The organism is Salinibacillus aidingensis, assembly GCF_039522525.1.
GTDB lineage: Bacteria > Bacillota > Bacilli > Bacillales > Alkalibacillaceae > Salinibacillus > Salinibacillus aidingensis.
This window is the reverse complement of record NZ_BAAADO010000001.1, coordinates 543745-567067: the sequence shown is the minus strand read 5'-3', so window position 1 is coordinate 567067 and position 23323 is coordinate 543745. Positions and strand designations below refer to the sequence as shown.

The following is a 23323-nucleotide window of genomic DNA, read 5'->3' as shown; positions in this document are numbered from 1 at the left end:
TTATGTCGTCGGGCCTAAGCGGTCGCCTCCGCTTTTCTGCGTTTATTCCATGTTTTTTCAGGAAATACTAGGGATAATGTAATTTGTATATGGGAGGATTTAGGATGAGTGGAATTGCCGGAGTAGCAATATTTATCCAGCTGCTGGTCGGAATAGTGGTTGGATTATATTTTTGGAATATGTTAAAGAATAACAGAACGAGTAAAGTTACTATTGAAAAGGAATCAAAGAAAGAATTGGAGGATTTAAGAAGATTGCGTTCGGTTTCTTTATCAGAACCTCTATCTGAGAGGGTACGGCCAAATAAAATGGAGGAAGTCATTGGACAGGAGGATGGCATCGAATCACTGAGGGCAGCGCTTTGCAGTTCGAATCCGCAGCATGTCATTTTGTATGGTCCGCCTGGAGTGGGAAAAACTGCAGCAGCCCGATTGGTCCTTGAAGAAGCAAAAAAGAGACCGGAAACTCCTTTTCGTGAAGGATCTGCATTTGTAGAGGTGGATGCGACAACCGCCAGATTTGATGAGCGTAGTATTGCGGATCCATTAATTGGTTCTGTTCATGATCCGATTTATCAAGGTGCAGGCGCCATGGGGCAGGCCGGGATTCCTCAGCCGAAAAGAGGAGCTGTCACAAATGCCCATGGAGGAATATTATTCCTAGATGAAATTGGTGAATTGCATCCGCTCCAAATGAATAAGTTATTAAAAGTATTAGAAGATCGAAAAGTATTTTTTGACAGCGCATATTACAGTGAGGAAAATGATAAAATTCCTTTGCATATTCATGAAATTTTCCAGCAGGGGTTGCCGGCTGATTTTCGCCTGATTGGCGCAACCACCAGAAACCCGGAGGAGATACCTCCAGCGATTCGGTCCAGATGTCTGGAAATCTTTTTTAAAGATTTGGAGGCAGAACATTTAATAGAAGTAGCCAAAAAAGCAGCGGATAAAGTCAATGTGAGCATTGATCGTGAAGCATTGGATCGTATTGCTGTTTACTCCAGAAATGGACGGGAAGCCGTAAATATTGTTCAAATTTGTGTCGGTATTGTTAAGAAGCAGCAAAAAGATAAAATAGAAATTAAGGATATTGAGTGGGTAGCTGAATCCAGTCAGCTGACACCGAAGTTAACGCCAAAGGTACCAGAGCATCCAGGAGTCGGTGTTGTTAACGGTTTAGCCGTCTTTGGCCCCAATACAGGCTCTTTACTGGAAATCGAGGTAACGGCCTTACCCGTAACAGACGGGGACGAAGGCGATGTAAGTATATCCGGTATTGTGGATGAGGAGGAGTTTAATCAGGGAAGTAAGACCATACGCAGAAAAAGTATGGCTAACCATTCCGTAAAAAATGTCTTAACCATGCTTAAAACCATCGGGGTACCTGTTCATCAATATGATCTGCATATTAACTATCCTGGTGGAATGCCTGTAGATGGGCCATCTGCTGGAGTCGCTATGGCTATTGGGATTTTCTCTGCCATTCATAAAGTACCGGTAAAAAACGATGTTGCTCTTACTGGTGAAGTCAGCATTCATGGAAAAATTAAACCGGTAGGAGGAATATTGCCGAAGATTAAGGGTGCCAAAAAGGCCGGGGCGACAAAGGTATTCATTCCTTATCAGAATCGCCAGGCGGGACTTGATCAGATTGATGGAATTGAGGTTATACCAGTACAGGAATTTGCCGAAGTACTGGATCATGTGCTAACAGGTGAGTTTCGTTCGATTACCCAGAATCAGGAATATACCTATCCTCAACGAAAATCCATTTAAACGTTGCTCCTCGGATTTTCCGGGGTGCTTTTCATTTTCCGGCCGGGCAGCATTCGTAGTAATTTGTTTACAAACGAAATGGATTTCTTTATGATGATAGTACAATATGGAAGTACTGGAGGTGTACAGATTATGGCAAAAGATACGATTACACAGCTTCCCCTCCTGCCTTTGCGCGGTTTAATTGTTTATCCTTCAATGGTGCTGCATTTAGATGTTGGCCGTGATAAATCAGTTAAGGCACTGGAGCAGTCAATGGTGGAAGATAACAGAATATTTTTGGCTTCACAAAAAGAAGTGAATATCGATGAGCCTGGGAAAGACGATATTTACCAAATCGGTACCATCGCTAATGTAAAACAAATGCTGAAGCTTCCCAATGGTACGATTCGGGTACTGGTGGAAGGACTGGAACGGGCTGAATTACTTCAGTTTAAAGATGAGGAAGAGGACTATTTTCTCGTGGATGTGGAGGAAATAGAGGAAACGCACGAGGACAAAGTAGAAGAAGAGGCATTAATGCGAACCCTTCTGGAATACTTTGAGCAATACATAAAAGCGTCAAAAAAGACAAGCAAGGAGGCGCTTTCCAGTGTCTCGGATATTGATGAGCCTGGCCGTCTGGCGGACATTGTAGCCTCCCATCTTTCATTAAAAATGAAAGATAAACAAAACATACTGGAAATGATCAATGTTAAAGAACGTCTTGATCATCTCATTGAATTAATTCATAACGAAAAAGAAGTCCTGAACCTCGAAAAGAAAATCGGTCAGCGTGTCAAAAAGTCGATGGAGCGTACACAAAAGGAATACTATTTAAGGGAACAGATGAAGGCTATCCAGAAAGAATTAGGTGATAAGGATGGCAAAACAGGTGAGGTCGCTCAATTACGTGAAAAAATTGAGGAAGCCAACATGCCTGAGCGAATTGAAAAGGTTGCGAATAAAGAACTTGACCGATATGAAAGGGTACCGAATAATTCAGCAGAGAGCTCTGTGATTCGCAATTATATTGAATGGCTAATCGCTCTTCCGTGGACCGAGGAAACAGAGGATATTTTAGACATCATAAGAGCTGAACGAACTCTGAATGAAGATCACTATGGTTTAGACAAGGTGAAGGAACGTATTTTGGAATACTTAGCCGTACAGCAATTAACGGAAAGTATCAAAGGCCCTATTTTATGTTTAGTGGGACCGCCTGGAGTAGGGAAAACCTCTCTCGCCCAGTCCATAGCTAAATCCATTGACCGGAAATTCGTGCGTGCTTCACTTGGTGGTGTTCGTGATGAAGCAGAAATAAGAGGGCATCGCAGAACGTATGTGGGCGCAATGCCTGGTCGGATCATTCAGGGAATGAAGAAAGCGGGAACCATCAACCCGGTATTTTTACTTGATGAAATTGATAAAATGTCCAATGATTTCCGAGGAGATCCATCTTCAGCTATGTTAGAGGTACTGGATCCTGAACAAAACAGCACATTCAGTGACCACTTTATAGAAGAAACCTATGATTTATCCAATGTAATGTTTATTGCTACAGCCAATACGCTGCAGACGGTACCAGGACCACTGCTGGATCGAATGGAAGTCATTTCGATTGCAGGGTATACAGAGATTGAAAAACTTCATATTGCCAAAGAGCATCTGTTACCGAAGCAAATTAAGGAGCATGGGTTAACAAAAGGTAAAATTCAAGTGCGGGATGAAGCCCTGCTCAAAATCATTCGTATGTATACAAGAGAAGCAGGTGTAAGAAACCTTGAACGCACACTGGCTTCGATTTGCCGTAAAGGTGCAAAAATGATTGTCTCAGATGAGAAAAAGCGTGTCATTGTAACAGAAAAAATGCTTGAGGAAATGCTGGGTAAGCCACGTTTTCGTTATGGTCAGGCAGAAGAGGAAGATCAAATTGGTGCAGCCACCGGACTTGCATATACCACTGCAGGTGGGGATACGCTATCCATCGAAGTGTCGATTTATCCAGGCAAAGGAAAGCTTACCCTAACAGGTAAATTGGGAGATGTCATGAAAGAATCTGCTCAGGCAGCATTCAGTTATATCCGTTCACGTGCGGAGGAATTAAATATTGACCCTGAGTTTCATGATAAAAATGATATCCATATTCACGTACCAGAAGGAGCAACACCTAAGGATGGACCGTCAGCAGGAATTACCATGGCTACGGCACTCGTATCCGCATTAACTGGACGTCCAGTACGTAAAGAGGTAGGTATGACAGGAGAGATTACCTTAAGAGGACGGGTGTTACCAATAGGCGGCTTGAAAGAAAAATCCTTAAGTGCCCACCGCGCCGGGCTGAAGACGATCCTTATTCCAGCAGAAAATGAAAAAGATCTGGAAAATGTGCCTGATAGTGTACGGAAGGATTTGAACTTTATTAAAGTCGATCATCTGGATCAAGTGTTGGAGCATGCACTAATGGAGGAGCCGGAAAATGAAAGTAAATAGTGTAGAACTTGTGATTAGTGCGGTTAAGGAGCAGCAATATCCTAATGATCCATTCCCGGAGATTGCTCTTGCAGGTCGTTCTAATGTGGGGAAATCGTCATTTATTAACCGGATGATTCAAAGGAAAAGTATGGCCAGAACCTCTGCAAAACCAGGGAAGACCCAGACCTTAAATTTCTATTTTATTAATGAAAATTTTTATTTTGTTGATGTGCCTGGATACGGCTATGCAAAGGTTTCTAAAAAGGAAAGAGAGAAATGGGGCACGATGATGGAAACCTATTTCTCCAGTCGTGAGGAATTAAAGCTTACGGTGCTCATCGTTGATTTAAGGCATAAGCCGACCGAAGATGATTTTCTCATGTATGATTTTCTTAAATACTATGACATCCCTGTGCTTATCATTGCCACGAAAATGGACAAGGTACCGAAGTCCAAGCGACAAAAGCAATTAAAGGTTATTTCTGAAACGCTGGATATTGAACCTGAAGATCGAATCGTTCCATTTTCAGCTGAAAGTGGAGAAGGGAAAGAGGAAGCATGGAAGGCCATACGTTCGTACATGAATGTATAAAGGGTTGTCCGGGACCAATCCATTCGCTTTAGAAATAAAAGGGGGGACTGCGTATACAAGCAGTCCCCCCTTTTATGACAAACTATTTACTGAAAAACAAAAGATATAGCCCAAACCCAATTAAAAGTAGTGGCAGCAGTGTAATTCCGTCTAATGAGAAGGATGGCAGGCTTTGAAACCAGGCAGGCTGCCATTGCAGGAGAATAAACAGCCCGGAAATAATCAATAATAAGATGCCAAGCTTGCGTCCACCCTGATTCTTGAAGAAAAAAGCCAGACCAATAATCAATAAATAAATACTCCAGTGTTGAAACCAGAATTCATACGTTAATAAACCATGATAATGTATACCAAAACCGAGAATCAGAACACCCGGGAAGATATGATCTTTTTTTCGGCCAATGAATGCTTCGGCCAAAAAGGATGCCCCTAAAATCATCAATATGGTCGGCCAGCTGCGGAAAGAGGACAGCATAGGTACAGAGTGACTCTGTAATAAAAAGTAGAGTCCCATCCCAATTAAAAATGTACTGATAAAAAGATTTTGCTTTTTCAAACGTTATCTCTCCCTTTCATGCTGAAAACAGTACTTTTCTTTACTTAAAAGTTTGAAATATGGTAAGGTACAAAAGGTAGTAAAATTTGACTAATAAATCTATGTAACACGAAGTCGCTGTTCTTTCCCGGCAATTGAGTATACCATTTTTGAAGGTTATTTGTATCGTATCATATATTTCAAAATATGTTCATTTTTACTTAAAAATTTTATGGGATGTTTCGTGTTATACTAATAAATAGTAGGCATTTTTAAATGTGACTGGATGATGGAGGGTGAGTTCCATGCACACACTAGTCATTAGTGTAAATTATAAAACAGCACCTGTTGAAATACGTGAGAAAATGACATTTTCTGAGGAGAAACTCCCTAAGGCTATGACGATGCTTAAGGATGAAAAAAGCATATTGGAGAATGTTATTATTTCTACTTGTAATCGAACGGAAATTTATGCAGTTGTGGATCAGCTCCATACTGGACGTTATTATATAAAACGCTTTTTAGCAGAATGGTTTTCACTGGAGCTGGATGAAGTTGCTTCCTATATTGAAATCAGGGAGGCAGATGAAGCCATTGATCATCTCTTCCGGCTGACTTGTGGGCTTGAATCCATGGTCCTTGGTGAAACGCAGATTCTGGGACAAGTGAAACAATCCTTTTTAACTGCACAGAAATACGGGACAACAGGTACCATCTTTAATCAACTATTTAAACAGGCAGTAACTGTGGCTAAGCGTTCCCATAAAGAAACAGAAATCGGCGAAAATGCTGTTTCTGTCAGTTATGCTGCTGTTGAACTGGCAAAGAAGATTTTTGGTGATCTGCAGAAGAAAAAAGTTGCTATTCTCGGTGCAGGCAGAATGGGAGAATTAGCCGTAAAAAATCTTCGGGGTTCCGGCGTTGATTCTATAGCGGTTGTGAATCGTACGAAAGAAAAAGCAGAGGATTTGGCAAGAACGGTTAAAGGTGAGTCCTATACTTTAGATGAATTAGATCAAGTCATTCAATCTGCTGATATTCTAATCAGTTCCACAGGTGCAGATGGATATGTTCTTACTCATCAAAACATGCAGGGAATGCTGAAAAATCGGAAGGCAGGACCGCTGTTTCTCATGGATATAGCTGTACCTCGTGATATTGATCCTGCTTTACATGATTTAGAGGACGTATTCCTTTATGACATCGATGATTTACAGGGAATTGTCGATGCCAACCTTGAAGCTAGAAAAGAGACTGCCGCAGAGATTGAAGCTATGATTGCCGGTGAAATGGATGAGTATGAGGAGTGGCTGCAGACGCTCGGAGTCGTTCCTGTTATCTCAGCCTTGAGACAAAAGGCCTTATCGATTCAATCCGAGACGATGAAATCGATTGAACGAAAAATGCCGGATTTAACTGACAGAGAACGAAAAGTGCTGAATAAACATACAAAGAGCATTATTAACCAATTGCTCAAACAGCCAATTTCTCAGGCGAAAGAACTTGCAGGTGAAGAAGATCGTGAAGAGTCCCTGGATTTATTTGTGAAAATTTTCGGGATAGAAGATGAAGTGGAAAAGGAAATAGAAGAGAAAAGTGCGAAGTTAAACCAACATTTATCAAAGGACCAAAAGACGAAATTTTCTTTTCCTGCAATAGGAAGGAGATCGTCGGATCACTCATAATATGAGAGGACTTGAGAGATATGGTTCAGTTTGATGTAAAATGGATGTATGAACTGATAACAGGAATTTATGCCTTAAGCATTATTGGCTATTTTTTTGATTTTATACAGCATAACCGGAGGGTCAATCGTGTGGCCTTCTGGTTGCTCACTACGGTTTGGGTATTACAAACCTTTTTTTTGTTTAGTAGGGCTTTATCAAATAACCGGTTCCCGATTTTATCGATTTATGATGGTCTTTATTTTTATACATGGATTTTGATTACGTTTTCTTTAATCATAAATCGTTTGTTTCGTGTCGATTTTTTTGTCCTTTTTACCAATGTATTGGGTTTCTTTTTCATGATGATGTATATTTTTTCAAAATCCCAGAATCAGTATGCAGCGGAACCGATTGATCTGGTAAGTGAAATGCTTATTACTCATATTACCCTGGCTATGATTTCTTATGGATTTTTTGCTTTGTCATTTATTTTTTCATGTATGTATCTTTTGCAGTATCGATTGTTAAAAAGAAAAAAATGGACCTTACGCCTGAAACGATTAGGGAATCTTGACCAACTGGAAAGACTCTCATTTTATTCTATTTTATTTGGTGTTCCTACTTTGTTAATTGCTATAATCCTGGGTATAATCTGGGGGTACTCATCCAGTGAACTTTTTCTTTGGCAGGATACAAAAACTGTAGGGTCTTTTATTGTTTTAATGGTATATGCCGTTATTTTATTTTTTAGAACAGTAAGAGGATTAAAGGGACGAAAGCTTGCAAATTTTAACGTTTATGCATTCCTGTTTTTGCTTGTGAACTACTTTTTATTTAGTACACTATCGGACTTTCACTTTTAGTATTGGAGGCTTAATGAATGAGGAATATTGTTATTGGCTCAAGAAAGAGTAACCTGGCTTTAACTCAGACGGAATGGGTGGTTGAACAATTAAAGCAACTGAATCTTCCTTACACATTTGAAGTCAAAAAAATTATGACAAAAGGAGATAAAATTCTTGATGTCACTCTTTCAAAAGTAGGGGGAAAAGGGTTATTTGTAAAAGAAATTGAGAAAGAAATGTATGATGGAGACATCGATTTGGCCGTACATAGCATGAAAGATATGCCTTCTGAAATGCCAGGTGGTTTGGTTATTGCTTCTGTTCCTGAAAGAGAGGATCATCGTGATGCATTCATTTCAGAGGACGGAAAAACGGGCTTAAAAGATTTGGCAGATGGCGCGATAGTCGGGACCAGAAGTTTAAGAAGAGCCGCTCAGATAAAGGCTGTCCGTCCGGATGTAAAGATCAAGTCAGTCCGGGGAAATATTGAAACAAGATTACGTAAGCTGAAAGAGGAAGACTATAACGCTATTGTACTGGCTGCCGCCGGGTTGAAGCGAATGGGATGGTCGGGAGAGATTGTTACAGAGTACCTGGAGCCGGATGTCTGTGTGCCTGCGGTAGGACAAGGGGCATTGGCCATTGAATGCAGAGAAGATGATACGGAGCTTAGAGAGTTACTGGAAAAAATTAATGATGAGAAGACAGCATTTACTGTCAAAGCAGAGCGCACTTTTTTAAACCGTATGGAGGGAAGCTGTTCGGTTCCAATTGCTGGATATGCTTATCTTGAAGGTGGAGAAGTCGTACTAAGTGCCTTAATTGCTAAATCAGATGGATCAACCGTTCTTCACGAAATGGTGAGAGGAAAAGATCCAGTATCAGTAGGGAATGAAGCTGCTGAACGCATGTTTGCTAAAGGAGGAAAAGAGCTGATTGATGAAGCAAAGGAAGAGCTTGATCAATGATGGCTGATCCATTAGAGGGAATGAATATATTAGTAACAAGGGAGCGGAGTAAGGCAGGTTTTTTATCACAATTGATCAGGGAATCAGGCGGGACTCCGATTGAAGTTCCTTTGTTAACTTTTGAATGGTCCCATGCTGATAACCATGATCAAATCTTCCGTCATTTAGGGCAATTTGACTGGATTTTTTTCACCAGTGGGAATGGGGTGCGATTCTTTATGAAAAGCCTTCATCAATATCCGGAGGCTTTTGATAACTTAAAGAAAGCATCCATTGGTTCAGTGGGGAAAAAAACAAGTGAATCATTAGAGCGGTATCAACTATCCGCTGACTTTGAACCTGGTCACTATACAGCTGAAGCAATGGCGGAAGAATTCCTGAAAGATTATCATCCGGAAAAGGTTCTCCTGGTAAGAGGAAATCGGTCCAGAGATGTTCTTCCTGAATTTTTTACTCAAAATGACATTCCTTTTGAATCCATCACGGTTTATACGACCAAAGTTAAAGCAGATGAGCAGAAGAATTTAAAAGTTCATTTAAAGGAGACGCGACTGGACGCGATTACATTTACAAGTCCATCAACCATCGGTGCTTTTTTCTCCCTTGGAGGAGAGGCAATCAGAAAAGATCATCTTGAAGACAGTATTTGTGTATGTATAGGTTCTACTACGGAAGCAGAAGCGAAAAACAGAGGCTTCAGAAACATTATCACACCAGAAGAGTATACAGCAGCTAATATGATTAAAAAGCTGAATACGTATGTTGAGAAAGGAAGGAAGACTCATGAATGATTTAGAGTTTAAGCGTCACCGCAGACTCCGCGTCAACGAAAGTATGCGCAGCCTGGTAAGAGAAACCCGTTTACATAAAGAAGATTTGATTTATCCTTTATTTGTAGTTGAAGAAGAAAACGTAAAAAAAGAAATTCCTTCTATGCCCGGTATCTATCAATTGTCTCTTGATCATTTAGTTGAAGAGATGAAAGAGGTAGAAGCCCTGGGAATTAAATCTGTTCTCTTGTTTGGTGTTCCTAATGAAAAGGACGAACAGGGGACAGGCGCTTTTCATAATCACGGTATTGTTCAGGAAGCGATACGTGTGATTAAAAAAGAAACCCCATCGATTATGGTTATTGCAGATACCTGCCTGTGTGAATATACCTCACATGGACATTGCGGAGTATTAGAAAATGGCTATGTTCAAAATGACCCATCTTTAGGTCTTTTAGTTGATACCGCTGTAAGTCAGGCGAAAGCAGGTGCTGATATCATCGCCCCATCCAATATGATGGATGGCTTTGTTACTGCAATTCGAAAAGGTTTGGATGAAGCAGGCTATGAAAACATTCCGATTATGTCCTATGCTGTTAAATATGCGTCTGCATTCTATGGTCCATTCCGTGATGCCGCTCAGAGTGCACCTCAGGAAGGGGATCGCAAGGCTTATCAGATGGATCCGGCCAATCGTCTTGAGGCGTTCCGTGAAGCCGATTCCGATGTGGAAGAAGGAGCTGACTTTCTCATTGTAAAACCGGCTCTATCTTACCTGGATATTGTAAGAGATATTCGGAATCGTCACGATGTACCAGTCGTCGCCTATAACGTTAGCGGAGAATACTCTCTTGTTAAAGGAGCTGCCCAGCATGGATGGGTAGATGAAAAAGCAATCGTCATGGAAAAACTCCTCTCCATGAAACGCGCAGGTGCAGACCTGATTATGACCTACTTCGCTAAAGATGTAGCCAAATGGCTGAGTGAATAGAAAATAATAGAAAGGATGATTAACATGCGTGAGAACGAGAAATCGGTTCAGGCTTATAAAGAAGCTGTTGAGTTAATGCCAGGCGGAGTGAATTCTCCTGTACGGGCGTTTAAATCAGTGGATATGAATCCGGTTTATATGGAAAAAGGGAACGGGTCAAAGATTTATGACATCGATGGCAATGAGTACATTGATTATGTCCTGAGCTGGGGACCATTAATCCTGGGACATGCCCATGAGAAAGTGGTTGAGTCCTTAAAAAGTGTGGTCGAAAACGGAACAAGTCTAGGCTCTCCAACTGAGATTGAGAACAAACTGGCCCAATTGATTATTGACCGGGTACCTTCCATTGAAATGGTTCGAATGGTGAATTCAGGTACCGAAGCAACGATGAGTGCGTTACGCCTTGCCCGGGGATATACAGGACGTAACAAAATCCTGAAATTTGAAGGGAACTATCATGGACATGGCGATTCCTTATTGATCAAAGCTGGTTCTGGTGTAGCTACACTTGGTCTGCCGGATAGCCCGGGAGTACCGGAATCTATCGCTAAAAATACAATTACGGTCCCTTACAATGATGTTGAGAGTGTCGAATATGTATTTGAACAGTACGGAGATGATTTAGCTGCCGTCATAGTGGAACCTGTATCCGGTAATATGGGTGTCGTACCTCCACGGAACAACTTTTTACAGAAGCTTCGTGATATAACGGAACAAAATGATACTTTGTTAATTTTTGATGAAGTGATGACAGGTTTCCGTGTGGGTTATCATTCCGCTCAGGGGCACTTTGGGGTTACACCCGATTTAACTTGTTTAGGAAAGGTGATTGGCGGTGGTCTCCCTGTAGGTGCGTATGGTGGTAAACGGGAAATCATAGAGCAAATTGCGCCTTCTGGACCGATTTATCAGGCAGGTACATTATCAGGAAACCCTCTTGCAATGACAGCAGGCTATGAAACCTTAAAACAGATGACTGAAAGTGCCTACGAAGAGTTAAACCAAAAAGTAGATCGCTTAGCTGAAGGAATCGAACAGCTGGCCAATGAATTTAACATCCCGCATACGATTAACCGTGCAGGTGCAATGATGGGCTTATTCTTTACAAATGAAGACGTTGTAAATTTTGAAACAGCCAAATCAGCGGACCTTGATTTGTTTGCCAAATATTATCGTTCGATGGCAGAAGAAGGAGTTTTCCTGGCTCCATCTCAATTTGAAGGAATTTTCCTATCAACGGCTCATACAGATGAAGATATCGATAAAACTCTGGAAGCATTCAGAAAGACATTTGAAAAAATTTCTAAATAACTGAATAACAGCAAGCACATGAATTTCGTTGTGCTTGCTGTTTTTTTGTGGGCCTAACCGGTCGCCTTCGCTTTTCTCTGTCCAGCTACGGCTCCCAGGCCCAAGCGGTCATAAGCAGAATTTCCTCCGTGACCAAAAAGCGGCCACTCCGAATATTCTGCTTATGCCGTCGGGCCTAACCGGTCGCCTTCGCTTTTCTATTGTCCAGCTACGGGGCCTAGACCCTCGCTGATGTAAGCAAGCCCCACTACGCGGCTGGAGCCGCTCCATGGGGCTTGCTTACACAGTCGGGTCTGGACGAGGCCCCTTCGCTTTTCTGGTTATAATTCTTTTCTTTTTTTCATATATTTTAGGGATAGATTTGATTGGAACTTTTTTGGGAAGGAGGAGTTTTTTTGAATCAGGATGATGAAAATGTACTTCGGTTTGAATTAAATGAGCAGCTATGGTTTCAAAAGGGACAGGAATTGCAAGAGTTAATCGGAATTTCCCTTGAACCGAATATTTCAATTCAGGATTCTGGTGAGTATGTATCGGTCAGGGGGGTTATAGAACTAACCGGTGAATACATGCCTTCAGTAGACAGTAAAGAGGACAAACAAGAAGATATATTAAATTTTCAGGATCGTACATCCCAAAACATTATCAATGACGTTCGTTCCTTTGAAGATGGCTTAAATGAATTTTATTATAATATTCCGGTTGAAATTACCATTCCGAAACATCGAATCACGGATTTAGATGACGTTATGGTTGAGATTGATTATTTTGACTATGAAATTCCTGATCCATCACAAATTAAACTTCAGTCCAATGTCTCGATTTCAGGCATTGCCGAGGAGGAGGAGGTTTTAACACAGGAACCTCAGGAAAATCGAAATGAAACGGAGGAGTCAACAACGGATAAGAACAGCTGGGAAGAAATGAATGAGCCGTTTTCGTTTGATGTGAAATTTGATGAAGAAGAGGAAGAGTCTGAAGCTTCAAGCTATCAGTCCGAGTCGTCTGTTGTAATAAATGAAGAAGACGAAGAAGACGAAGAAGACGAAGAAGACCGTCCGGAAACAGAATCCTATTCTTCCTACGAGGAACCAGTTACAGAACAGCCTCAGCCGGAAGAGGAGGAAGAAACCGAATCCGGAGAAGAGGAGAAAGGCCGGGATTTATGGTTTAAGAAAAAAACACAATCCTTTGATGAGTTCTTTGGTCAAAACCAACAGGAGGAACAAAACACAGAGCAGGAGGAAAGCTCCTACGAGGATAGTCCATATGAAGAAGCTCATAATGAAAGCCCTCAGGTGGAATATAATGTGGATGCACAGGCTGAGTCTTCAAACGAAGAAAGTCGTGAAGATGCTGGTTATTTAGTAAATATGTTTAGTCACAAAGAGGAAGATTCTTATACAAAACTTCGCATGTGTATTGTACAGGAAGTGGATACGATTGAATCCATTGCAGAACGGTATGAGACATCAACCGCCCAATTAATCCGTTATAACCGTCTTGAGGAACAGGAATTAAATGCAGGCGACATTCTTTATATTCCTGTCAGAAAAAAACAGATTGATCCATCCACAACATAAGTTAAGGATGAGCGACATTGGCTAAAATCAGTCGAATTTTACATCCATATGGGATGTATCCTTATCAGGGTGAAAAGATAACAAAAAAGGTTATCAAGGTTTTTACAGGAAGCAGGTATATTGCCGTCAAACAGTCCAGGGAAAAACATCTGACTCAAAGGTTCGGTTTTGTATATCATGAAGCAAAGGAGAAAAATTTAACCTCCATCGCTCCCCTCTATTTAACAGAGAAGGGCAGGCCGTACATAGAGGGGAGGCACCATTTTTATTATGTAGTTCCCTGGTTTAAAGAGAAAGAGGGGAGTTCATTAACATCATCCCTTCATCCTTTTTTAGGGGAATTAGCCCATATTCATAGAAAAACGTCCGTCACAAAACCAATTGAAATTCAGCAATTAAATGAGTGGTCCCAAAATCAAAAGGAAAAAATTAAGAAAAACTTTTATCAGTTTGAAAATTGGATTGATTTGTTCGAGGCCCAGCATTTTATGTCTCCCACTGCTTTATTAATCTGTCATTCCTATCGTATGGTCAGACAAATGTCTCACCTTCTGGAATACTGGTATGATGAGTGGCGGGCTCATATGGAAGAGGAAAAAGAGATGAAATATTGCTTATGTCATGGGAATTTATCACCTTCCCATTTTGTTTTGACTTCAAACGGTGTGATGTTCATAAATTGGGAACAAGCCTTTTATGGTCATCCTTCCAGAGACCTTTCCATGTTTTTTTCAACGATTTGTCAGGAGCATGATACACCACTGAGTCTTATCAAAGAAGGCTTACCTGTTTATTTTAAAGATGCAGGCTATACGAAAAGCGATATGGCTTTGTTAGCGATACATCTGCTGAATGTAAAAGATTTTCTGCTTGACGTTCAGCAATATGTGAAAGCCCCAAATCATCTTACAGAAGTAGAATGGATTCAAGTTTTCCAGCGCTATCAGTTTTATTTTGAACATGTCCTGGACATTCAGGAGTTTATCAAAAATGATCTGATGCTTACGGATGATTAAAATCTGACTTAAATCCATTCTAAATAAAAGGCAAAGAACAACCCGACAAATACACCGGTTAATAACACATCGAGCGTTGTTGGAATGATAAGCGTTCGTACAATTTGATAAATCATAAGCGGTAATGTACATTTTTCAATTGTAAAAATAATGTGTCTCAGCCACGGTGGAAGCTTGTAACGATAAAACCTTGCCATATGGATCCTCCTTCACTTTTTTACCGTTTGTTCGTATAATATGAATAGATATTGGAAAAAGTGTTAAAAGACATTTGACTTTTTACGTTTTGAATGGCTAAAATATATACTATAAAATGAATACTCGAAATGCTTGGATAGGGAGGAGTACAAGGATAAGACCTTCAGAGAGGAAAGCGATAGGCTGAGACGCTTTCCAGGATCCTTACCTTGGAATGTCGCCCTGGATGCAGCTTCTTTGAATCATGAGTAGAAGAAGCCGGTTGAACCGTTATTCTGATGAAGTGTACAGTCAGACAATGATGCTCTGCTGTAAATAAAGGTGGTACCGCGAAAGTAACCCTTTTCGTCCTTTTGACAGGATGAAAAGGGTTTTTTATTATCCTTTAAGAAAGTATAAGCTTGCCCTCTTAAAGGAAAAGAAAAAGCATCGATTTTCTCTATTGCCGGGGAAATTCGGGCTTTCCAAACTGACGGATGCCCTTTTATGTTCATGATGATAAAAAGTAAGGAGGAAGTGAAATGGAGAAGAAAGAGGTTTCAATGCCGCCAAAGTACGATCCGAATGAGGTGGAGAAAGGCCGGTATGATTACTGGGTAAATGGGAAGTTCTTTGAAGCAAAGGATGATGAGAGCAAAAATCCATTTACTGTGGTTATCCCGCCGCCAAACGTTACAGGTAAGCTCCACCTGGGTCATGCCTGGGACACAACTTTACAGGATATTATTACACGTTATAAGCGTATGCAGGGCTACGATGTTTTATGGCTGCCGGGAATGGACCACGCCGGAATTGCCACACAGGCAAAGGTTGAAGCAAAATTAAAGGAAGAAGGAAAAAACCGGTACGATCTTGGTCGGGAAAAGTTTATTGACCAGGTATGGGACTGGAAGGAAGAATATGCCTCCTTTATTCGAAAGCAATGGGAAAAGCTTGGTTTAGGACTGGATTATTCCCGGGAGCGTTTTACCCTTGATGAGGGTCTTTCCAATGCTGTTCGGGAAGTATTTGTTTCCTTATATGAAAAAGGGCTGATATACCGCGGACAATATATCATTAACTGGGACCCAGATACTCAGACAGCCCTTTCTGATATCGAGGTTATCTACAAGGAGGTTCAGGGTGCCTTCTATCATATGAAATATCCGTTAAAGGATGGTTCAGGCCACATTGAAATTGCTACCACTCGACCTGAGACGATGCTGGGCGATACGGCAGTAGCTGTCCATCCGGAAGATGAAAGATATAAGCATTTAATTGGGAAAAAGGTTATTTTACCAATTACTGAGCGGGAAATCGAAATTGTTGCAGATGACTATGTAGATATGGAATTCGGCTCTGGTGCGGTTAAAATCACCCCTGCACATGATCCAAATGATTTTGAAATCGGCAACCGTCATGATTTAGAGCGAATTCTCGTAATGAACGAAGATGGTACCATGAATGAAAACGCCATGAAATATCAGGGGATGGACCGCTTCGAATGCCGGAAACAGCTGGTAAAAGATCTTCAGGAAGAAGGGGTATTGTTTAACATTGAAGAACATACACATTCAGTTGGGCATTCCGAGCGAAGCGGAGCGGTTGTTGAGCCTTATTTATCCACTCAATGGTTTGTTCATATGGAGCCGCTGGCCAAAGGTGCGATTGATTTACAGGAGACTGATGACAAAGTCAATTTTGTTCCTGGCCGCTTTGAGAAAACTTATTTAAATTGGATGGAAAATATTCGAGATTGGTGTATTTCACGCCAGCTTTGGTGGGGGCACCGCATTCCTGCATGGTATCATAAAAAAACAGGAGAAGTTTATGTTGGAAAGGAAGCACCCGAGGATGCAGAAAACTGGGAGCAGGATGAAGATGTTCTCGATACATGGTTCTCTTCAGCTTTATGGCCATTTTCAACCTTAGGCTGGCCGGATGAAAACAATAAAGACCTGAACCGTTATTTTCCGACGGATGCACTTGTAACAGGATATGACATTATTTTCTTCTGGGTATCCCGTATGATTTTCCAATCCAAGCAATTCATGAACCGCAGACCATTTAAAGATGTCCTCATTCATGGACTCGTACGTGATGCGGAAGGAAGGAAAATGAGTAAGTCCTTGGGTAATGGTGTGGATCCAATGGATGTTGTAGAAAAATATGGTGCGGACTCTCTGCGTTATTTCTTAGCAACCGGCTCTTCACCCGGACAGGATTTACGCTTCCATTGGGAAAAAATTGAGGCTACCTGGAATTTTGCGAACAAAATCTGGAATGCTTCCCGTTTTGTGCTGATGAATCTGGATGATATGCAGTATGAAGATGTTGATTTAACCGGAGAAAAATCGGTTGCAGATCAATGGATTCTTACCCGTCTGAATGAAACCATTGAGCAGGTAACCCGGCATATTGATAAATATGATTTTGGGGAAGCGGGTCGTCATTTGTATAACTTTATCTGGGATGAATTTTGTGACTGGTATATTGAAATGGCCAAGCTACCTTTATATGGAGAGGATGAACAGGCAAAGCATACTACAAAATCGGTTTTAGTTTATGTTCTTGATCAGACGATGCGTATGCTTCATCCATTCATGCCATTTATTACCGAGGAAATATGGCAGCATTTACCACATGAAGGGGAATCCATCACAGTTGCAGATTGGCCATCTGTAAAACCTGAATTTACAAATCAACAGGCATCCTCAGAAATGAAGCTGCTTGTGGATATTATTCGTTCCATTCGAAATATCAGAGCTGAAGTAAATACTCCAATGTCCAAAGAAATCCAAATGCTCATTAAAGCAAGTGATGAAAACATTATGGATGGGCTGAAAAAGAACCGTCATTATCTTGAACGTTTTTGTAACCCGAGTGACCTGACGATTGATACAGACGTTGATGTGCCGGAAAAAGCCATGAGTGCAGTTGTAACAGGGGCTGAGGTTTATCTTCCTTTAGAAGGTTTAATTAATATTGAAGAAGAAATCGATCGGCTGAAGAAGGAATGGGAAAAGTGGAATTCTGAAGTTGAACGGGTTGAAAAGAAACTGGCGAATGACAAATTTGTTCAAAACGCACCAGCGGATATTGTGGACCAGGAAAGAGAAAAGGGCAGAGATTATAAAGAAAAACGAGAAAAGGTTGAACAAAGACTAAAGGACTTGCAATCCTGATTATTCTTCAGTGGGAGCCGATTATTGGGGCTCCCGCTTTCTATTTATTTTTTTTGCAGTTACTGAATCCACATAAAGTGAGGGAATGACCATGGAGTATAATGAGGCAATTGAATGGATCCGTGAACGTACAAAGTTTGGAATCAGACCTGGTCTTGAACGAATGGAGTGGCTGATGGAGAAATTGGGTCATCCTGAACAGCACATCAATAGTATTCATATCGCTGGAACGAACGGTAAAGGATCGACGCTGTCATTTTTGCGAAATTTATTTGAAGCACATCATTTTTCAGTAGGAACCTTCACCTCACCCTATCTGATAAAATTTAATGAACGTATAAGTGTAAACGGAATCCCGATAACCGATAAGGAAATGGTTAAGCTCGTTGAGAAAATAAAGCCACTTTGTGAAGACCTGGAAAAGACGCAATGGGGTCCTCCCACCGAATTTGAAGTGATTACGGCAATGGCATTTAGTTATTTTTCAGACCAATCCCTCGACTTCGTAATATGGGAAACGGGCTTGGGAGGAAGACTGGATTCGACCAATATTGTGCAACCAATTGCTACGGTTATAACGAATATAGGACTTGATCATACGCATATCCTTGGTGATACCTATAAACAAATCGCCGCTGAAAAAGCAGGGATTATAAAAAGGAATGTCCCCCTGATATCTTCTGTTGATCAAACAGAAGCACTTAAGGTTATTAAAGAAAAGGCTGAAAGTATGAATGCACCAATAAGTCAGCTTGGAGAGGCATTCACCTATATAGGAAATGATCATGTACATAAGGAAGGAGAAGTGTTCACCTTTCAGTCAGAACAACACAGCTTTCCTGAGCTAATGATTCAGATGAAAGGTCATCATCAGGTTCAAAATGCAGTCCTTGCTTTACAGACGTTTTTAAACGTATGTTCCAGGAATTCCATTAAACCGGATATTGCCTTAATTAGAGAGGGTTTAAAGAGAACAAAATGGCCAGGAAGATTTGAAGTTCTGGTCAGTAAACCTCCTGTTATTATTGATGGGGCACACAATAGGGAAGGGGTGGTTTCACTCATCCAGACGCTTCAGCGGTTTTATCCCAACCATAAGAAAAATCTGATCTTTTCCATGATGAAGGATAAATCCCTGGATGCTGTCATGCCTTTATTGGATAAAAGTTTTGAGAAAATCGTGTTTACATCCTTTTCTTTTGATCGTGCTTCAGAAGCAGACCATTTATATCATCTGAGTCAGCACCCCAAAAAGGAATATAGAGCAGATTGGAAGGAAGCGATCAGACAGGAAATCGGCCGTATTGATCCGGCTCATGAATTGATCATTATCTCAGGCTCTTTATATTTTATTTCAAAAGTTAGACAACATTTTGAACATTTTTCAAAAAATATGATAAAATAATTTTAATATTTGAAAACATTGAATTCAGGATTTTTGATTATTTAAAGGATCGAATTCGGGGTTTTGTTAGCAAGGTTTTGTAAAAAAGGGTCTGGGAGATGCTGTATATGACAAAACAGAAAAAATTATTGATTTGGATTCTTTGGCTCCTTATCTGGCCATCTCTGATTTTCTACATTTATCAAGTAACTGCCCCCATAATGAACCTGGATGGCAGATGGTTTGATATTGTTTCATTTGGCATTCTAATGTGTATCGTATCCCTTTTTCCCATCATTGTTGGAGGCACTCCCATATTCTTCATTCATGGAATAAGCTTTGCGGTTTTCTTACACTTTGGTTTATTTGCAGAAATTGTATTAACACAAATAGCCGTATGTGTCCTGCTCACTAAGCTTAGACCTGGTAAGGATCAATTATTTCGTATACCTGCCAACTTAACTCTGTTTCTATTAACCTCTATTATTGGGGCGGCCATATATTATTTATTAGGCGGAACTCATCAAAAAATAGTGGATTTTACTTTTGAGCAGCAGTTTCCTATCATTGGATATATTTTAGCGATTATTTTTGCGAATCAGGTATTATTGCACCTGCTCAAAATGTATATGACATCACAGCGGGAAAGGTTTTTTTCCAAGTCCTTATTTTGGGACATGCTGACTTCCGGATTAACGATACCTGTTGGATATGTACTGTATTTGCTGTATATCGAACTGGGAGCTGGAGCCATCTATTTTGTTGGAATTCCCTTTGTCACGTTTTCTGTCATTATTCAGAACTATTTCTCTTCCCAAAGAATGAATAATTATATGAGAAGAACGAGTCAAATTGGGCATAAGTTAACGGGGAAACTGAATGTAAAAGAGGTCTTGGATATATTTGTAGAGGAAGTAAGTAAGCTGTTGTATGTTGATTATGCTTACATTTATGATGTATTGAACTCAAATGAAAGTTTAACTCTCATTCGGGTAATGGGGGATACCCCGCAAGGACACCATACTTCATTCCATTTGAAAAAGTTTCAGGGAATCAGTGGAACCGTTTATGGTGGAGGAGAAGGTTTATATTATAAAAATCGGGCCAAGTGGGATATGATTCTTCCTGATCCTTCTTTGCCACATGACGCTGAAAGTATCATTTCCGTCCCTATCTGGAGAAATGAGAAAGTTGTAGGAGTCATTACAGTTGCTTCAAAGCGGAAAAGAGCTTATGAAAAATATCAGTATATGTTAGTAGAAATATTGGCCAATTATCTTGCTGTAGCCATTGAAAATGCCCGTCATTATGAAACGACAAAACAGAAGAGTGAACGGTGTCCATTAACAAAGCTTTATAATTACCGATATTTTGAGGAATATATTCAGCAGCTGTTTGAGGATATGGAAGCGAAAGGTCTGCATGAGGACCAATCTTTAATCCTGCTGGACCTGGATCATTTCAAACAGGTAAATGATACATACGGTCATGAAAGTGGAAATGAGGTTCTCCGGGAACTTGCTGCACGCTTGGAAAATACCTTTCCGAATGAAATTGTTGCCAGATACGGCGGAGAAGAATTTGTCATTCTTTTGAGAGGAAAGGGTAAGGATGAAGCACTCTTTCATGCTGAAAATATCCGGCGCGTGATCAGTGAGGAACCTTTTGAACTTAAGCAGCATATTTCAGACATTGGAAAGCCTATCAAGATTGAAGTTACAGCGAGTATTGGAGTTGCAACATTTCCAAATGATTGTGATGATCCACGTGAATTGATCCGTCATGCTGATCGTGCCATGTATGTCGGAGCGAAAAATAATGGACGAAACAGAGTGGCTACCTATGAGAAAGTCATTCAAATGTAACACCTGGTGCAGATACCAGGTGTTTTTTTGTCCATAAAAATAAGGTCTGTTCTTCAGAGTATTAGTAAGATGAATGAGGGAGGTGGGTGAACATCTCGTAAGGCCCTGGTAAGTTTCGCTAACAATCCGCGGGGGGATAAGGAACCCCCCACGAATTGAAGTCTCACTTTATGTAGATTTTTCAGGAAAATCTTTGATGAAATTCTAATCGGATTAGACAATCACCGACAACGTTTTTTTCATAGACGTGGTAAGGTAATAGATGCATAAAAAGATAACTCATCAGAGAAGAACTTTGATGAGTTTTGTATGCTGTATAATTTTGCTAGTCAAGGTGGGGAAAAAATGGACAAGAAACAGAACCATATTTCAATAAGAATTAATGGAAAAGAAAAAGAAGACCAAGATCAAGAGCATTTATCCTCCGTTGACGAGAACGTAAAAGAAGAAATGGCTGCCGCTTTAGATAAAACAAGTGAAACAGACTCCTTTAATGAAGGTCAAAAAACGGCCTATGACTTTGAACCGCCAAAAATAGAAGTTTTAAAAAGAAATTACAAAGGAAAGAAATCCGTTTTCTCAATGATTCCGAGCGTGAAACGGCTCTTAATTGCCGGCGCATCAGCGATTGTTGTAGGATCGCTTTTAGGATTTATTATGTTACGAGTTCTTTCAGGCGTTGGAGTTGATGAAAACGAGGAGGCTGGCGGTACACAAAATACAGATAATCCTTCAGCCGAAGAAACATCAGCTGCTGCTAATGATGCTGAAACTTCACAGGGGACAGTCGTCCAATTTAATGGCTATGAACCACAGGTTGTTCAGGTCGGCGTTTATTCAACACAGGCTAAAGCTGAGGAAAGACAGACAATATTTAAGGAATCAGGTGTACATCCATACATTTGGCAAAGAGAAGATCAGTATTATTTATTTGCAGGCGTAGCTATGACAGATGATGATATTAAAAACGTGGAGGCAAGCATGGACAGCCTTGGATTTGATCCGGAGAAGGATACGTACGTAAAGGCCTGGAACGTAGCCGGCGGTGAACATGAGACTGCTGAAGCGGAGGGTGCCTGGGTAAAAGAAGGAATGGGTTACTGGGAAGAAGCTCTTCCGCTTTTTTCACAACCTGATAGTAATCTCTCAGAATTAAAAACTAAAATGGAACAATGGTATCAAAAGAAGCCTGAGTCCATATCCAAAGAGGCTGAAGCATTATCCGTTTCCATTCAGTCACTGCTGAACCTTTCACAAGATGAAAAATGGCAGCAACAGCATCAGCTGATTCGCATCCTTCACGATTATGAGAAGTATTTGAATAAATAAGAAATGGCTGAATCAAATCCCTGATTCAGCCATTTCTCAATTTAACGTTCGACAAAATTCGGGTCGTGACAGACACCGCTAAAAACTCCCCGAAATTAAAAAACTCTTCTATATCTCAATAAATAAATGAATTTTTGAATCCGGTTTGATCGTTTTATTTATATCTAATCAGCTGATATGGGATTTTACCTTTTTGTAATGCTGAGCAAAATTGATTAAACTATATTTATCATCAAGTTCATTCGTTTTCCGGAGGTTTTAATTATGTCATTTCAACTTGTCTTAGCATCATCTTCACCAAGACGGCAGGAATTACTTAAACAGGTGAATATTCCTTTTATAATCCGAAAGCCGGAAGTCGATGAGTCTTCCATTCATTCCGTTTTGCCAGAGGAAAAAGTAAAGCAGCTCGCTCGCCTAAAAGGCAGAGAAACTGTACTAAAGGATGAGAAGGAAGTGATTTTATCAGCTGATACAGTTGTATCCTGTAATAAGCAGATTTTTGAAAAACCAAACGATACAGATGAAGCACACCATATGCTGTCCTTATTAAGCGGGAAACGTCACGAGGTGTGGACAGGCTTTATGATTCGGACGGGTAAGCATGAAGAGGTTTTTACCCAAAAGACGGAGGTCGAGTTCTGGCCACTTTCAAAAGAAGAGATTGAGTCCTATTTATCTACAGGGGAACCCTTCGATAAGGCTGGTGCCTATGGAATTCAGGGACCTGGATCCATACTTGTAAAAAGAATTATCGGTGATTATTACAATGTCGTTGGCCTTCCTATTTCGCTTGTTGTTAAAGAACTGAGAAAATACGATATTCTCCCTGTATTTCAATAATTTATTATTTATATAAAAATGTGAGAG

At 40.5% G+C, this 23323-nt stretch carries 18 protein-coding genes and 1 other annotated feature; of the genes, 16 read left to right on the top strand and 2 right to left on the bottom strand.

Annotated elements, in window-relative coordinates:
• Positions 1 to 104 precede the first annotated feature (104 nt).
• The 3 genes from lonB to yihA all read left to right on the top strand — a co-directional run bounded on the left by lonB (position 105) and on the right by yihA (position 4824).
• Positions 105 to 1778, top strand: coding sequence for an ATP-dependent protease LonB (gene lonB / locus ABD006_RS02990; protein WP_343837362.1), 1674 nt, complete (start codon positions 105 to 107; stop codon positions 1776 to 1778).
• 132 nt (positions 1779 to 1910) lie between these two features.
• Positions 1911 to 4250, top strand: coding sequence for an endopeptidase La (gene lon / locus ABD006_RS02985; RefSeq protein ID WP_343837770.1), 2340 nt, complete (start codon positions 1911 to 1913; stop codon positions 4248 to 4250).
• The gene (gene yihA, locus ABD006_RS02980) at positions 4237 to 4824 is read left to right on the top strand and encodes a ribosome biogenesis GTP-binding protein YihA/YsxC (protein WP_343837360.1); all 588 of its coding nucleotides are present in this window, start codon (positions 4237 to 4239) and stop codon (positions 4822 to 4824) included. Before lon ends, yihA begins: the two co-directional genes overlap by 14 nt.
• Positions 4825 to 4906: 82 nt before the next feature.
• On the opposite strand, the gene ABD006_RS02975 is transcribed toward yihA, so the two are convergent.
• Positions 4907 to 5380, bottom strand: a complete 474-nt coding sequence (locus tag ABD006_RS02975; RefSeq protein ID WP_343837357.1) for a LiaI-LiaF-like domain-containing protein — start codon at positions 5378 to 5380, stop codon at positions 4907 to 4909.
• Between the two features lie 284 nt (positions 5381 to 5664).
• Between ABD006_RS02975 and hemA the strand changes: the two genes are divergently transcribed.
• The 8 genes from hemA (at position 5665) to ABD006_RS02935 (ending at position 14513) form a co-directional block, all read left to right on the top strand.
• Positions 5665 to 7044 carry a glutamyl-tRNA reductase gene (gene hemA, locus ABD006_RS02970; protein ID WP_343837354.1) on the top strand — a complete coding sequence of 460 codons (1380 nt, stop codon included), beginning with the start codon at positions 5665 to 5667 and terminating at the stop codon, positions 7042 to 7044.
• Positions 7045 to 7064: 20 nt separating this feature from the next.
• Entirely contained in the window at positions 7065 to 7889 is an 825-nt protein-coding gene (locus ABD006_RS02965) for a cytochrome C assembly family protein (RefSeq protein WP_343837769.1), read from the top strand.
• 17 nt (positions 7890 to 7906) lie between these two features.
• Positions 7907 to 8839, top strand: a complete 933-nt coding sequence (hemC, locus tag ABD006_RS02960) for a hydroxymethylbilane synthase (RefSeq protein ID WP_343837352.1) — start codon at positions 7907 to 7909, stop codon at positions 8837 to 8839.
• Positions 8839 to 9630, top strand: coding sequence for a uroporphyrinogen-III synthase (locus ABD006_RS02955; RefSeq protein ID WP_343837350.1), 792 nt, complete (start codon positions 8839 to 8841; stop codon positions 9628 to 9630). Before hemC ends, ABD006_RS02955 begins: the two co-directional genes overlap by 1 nt.
• Positions 9623 to 10600: a porphobilinogen synthase gene (gene hemB, locus ABD006_RS02950; protein WP_343837347.1), complete on the top strand. Its 978-nt coding sequence runs from the start codon at positions 9623 to 9625 to the stop codon at positions 10598 to 10600. Before ABD006_RS02955 ends, hemB begins: the two co-directional genes overlap by 8 nt.
• Before the next feature lie 24 nt (positions 10601 to 10624).
• The gene (gene hemL / locus ABD006_RS02945; protein WP_343837345.1) at positions 10625 to 11914 is read left to right on the top strand and encodes a glutamate-1-semialdehyde 2,1-aminomutase; all 1290 of its coding nucleotides are present in this window, start codon (positions 10625 to 10627) and stop codon (positions 11912 to 11914) included.
• A 395-nt stretch (positions 11915 to 12309) separates the two neighbouring features.
• A complete protein-coding gene (spoVID, locus tag ABD006_RS02940) occupies positions 12310 to 13497 on the top strand; it encodes a stage VI sporulation protein D (protein WP_343837342.1) in 1188 nt (395 codons plus the stop codon).
• A gap of 17 nt (positions 13498 to 13514) precedes the next feature.
• Positions 13515 to 14513, top strand: a complete 999-nt coding sequence (locus ABD006_RS02935) for a phosphotransferase (RefSeq protein WP_343837340.1) — start codon at positions 13515 to 13517, stop codon at positions 14511 to 14513.
• A gap of 8 nt (positions 14514 to 14521) precedes the next feature.
• Here ABD006_RS02935 and ABD006_RS02930 read toward each other — a convergent pair whose 3' ends face one another.
• Positions 14522 to 14710 carry a hypothetical protein gene (locus ABD006_RS02930; RefSeq protein ID WP_044158395.1) on the bottom strand — a complete coding sequence of 63 codons (189 nt, stop codon included), beginning with the start codon at positions 14708 to 14710 and terminating at the stop codon, positions 14522 to 14524.
• 125 nt (positions 14711 to 14835) lie between these two features.
• Positions 14836 to 15067, top strand: a binding site (T-box leader).
• 165 nt (positions 15068 to 15232) lie between these two features.
• Between ABD006_RS02930 and ABD006_RS02925 the strand changes: the two genes are divergently transcribed.
• From ABD006_RS02925 to ABD006_RS02905, 5 genes are all read left to right on the top strand, one after another.
• On the top strand, positions 15233 to 17875 hold the full coding sequence (locus ABD006_RS02925; protein ID WP_343837336.1) for a valine--tRNA ligase: 2643 nt from the start codon (positions 15233 to 15235) through the stop codon (positions 17873 to 17875).
• Between the two features lie 91 nt (positions 17876 to 17966).
• Complete coding sequence (locus ABD006_RS02920) at positions 17967 to 19280, top strand: bifunctional folylpolyglutamate synthase/dihydrofolate synthase (RefSeq protein ID WP_343837334.1); 1314 nt, start codon at positions 17967 to 17969, stop codon at positions 19278 to 19280.
• 107 nt (positions 19281 to 19387) lie between these two features.
• The gene (locus tag ABD006_RS02915) at positions 19388 to 21124 is read left to right on the top strand and encodes a sensor domain-containing diguanylate cyclase (protein WP_343837332.1); all 1737 of its coding nucleotides are present in this window, start codon (positions 19388 to 19390) and stop codon (positions 21122 to 21124) included.
• Positions 21125 to 21469: 345 nt separating this feature from the next.
• Complete coding sequence (locus ABD006_RS02910; protein WP_343837330.1) at positions 21470 to 22453, top strand: hypothetical protein; 984 nt, start codon at positions 21470 to 21472, stop codon at positions 22451 to 22453.
• 264 nt (positions 22454 to 22717) lie between these two features.
• Positions 22718 to 23296: a Maf family protein gene (locus ABD006_RS02905; RefSeq protein WP_343837328.1), complete on the top strand. Its 579-nt coding sequence runs from the start codon at positions 22718 to 22720 to the stop codon at positions 23294 to 23296.
• Positions 23297 to 23323: the final 27 nt, after the last annotated feature.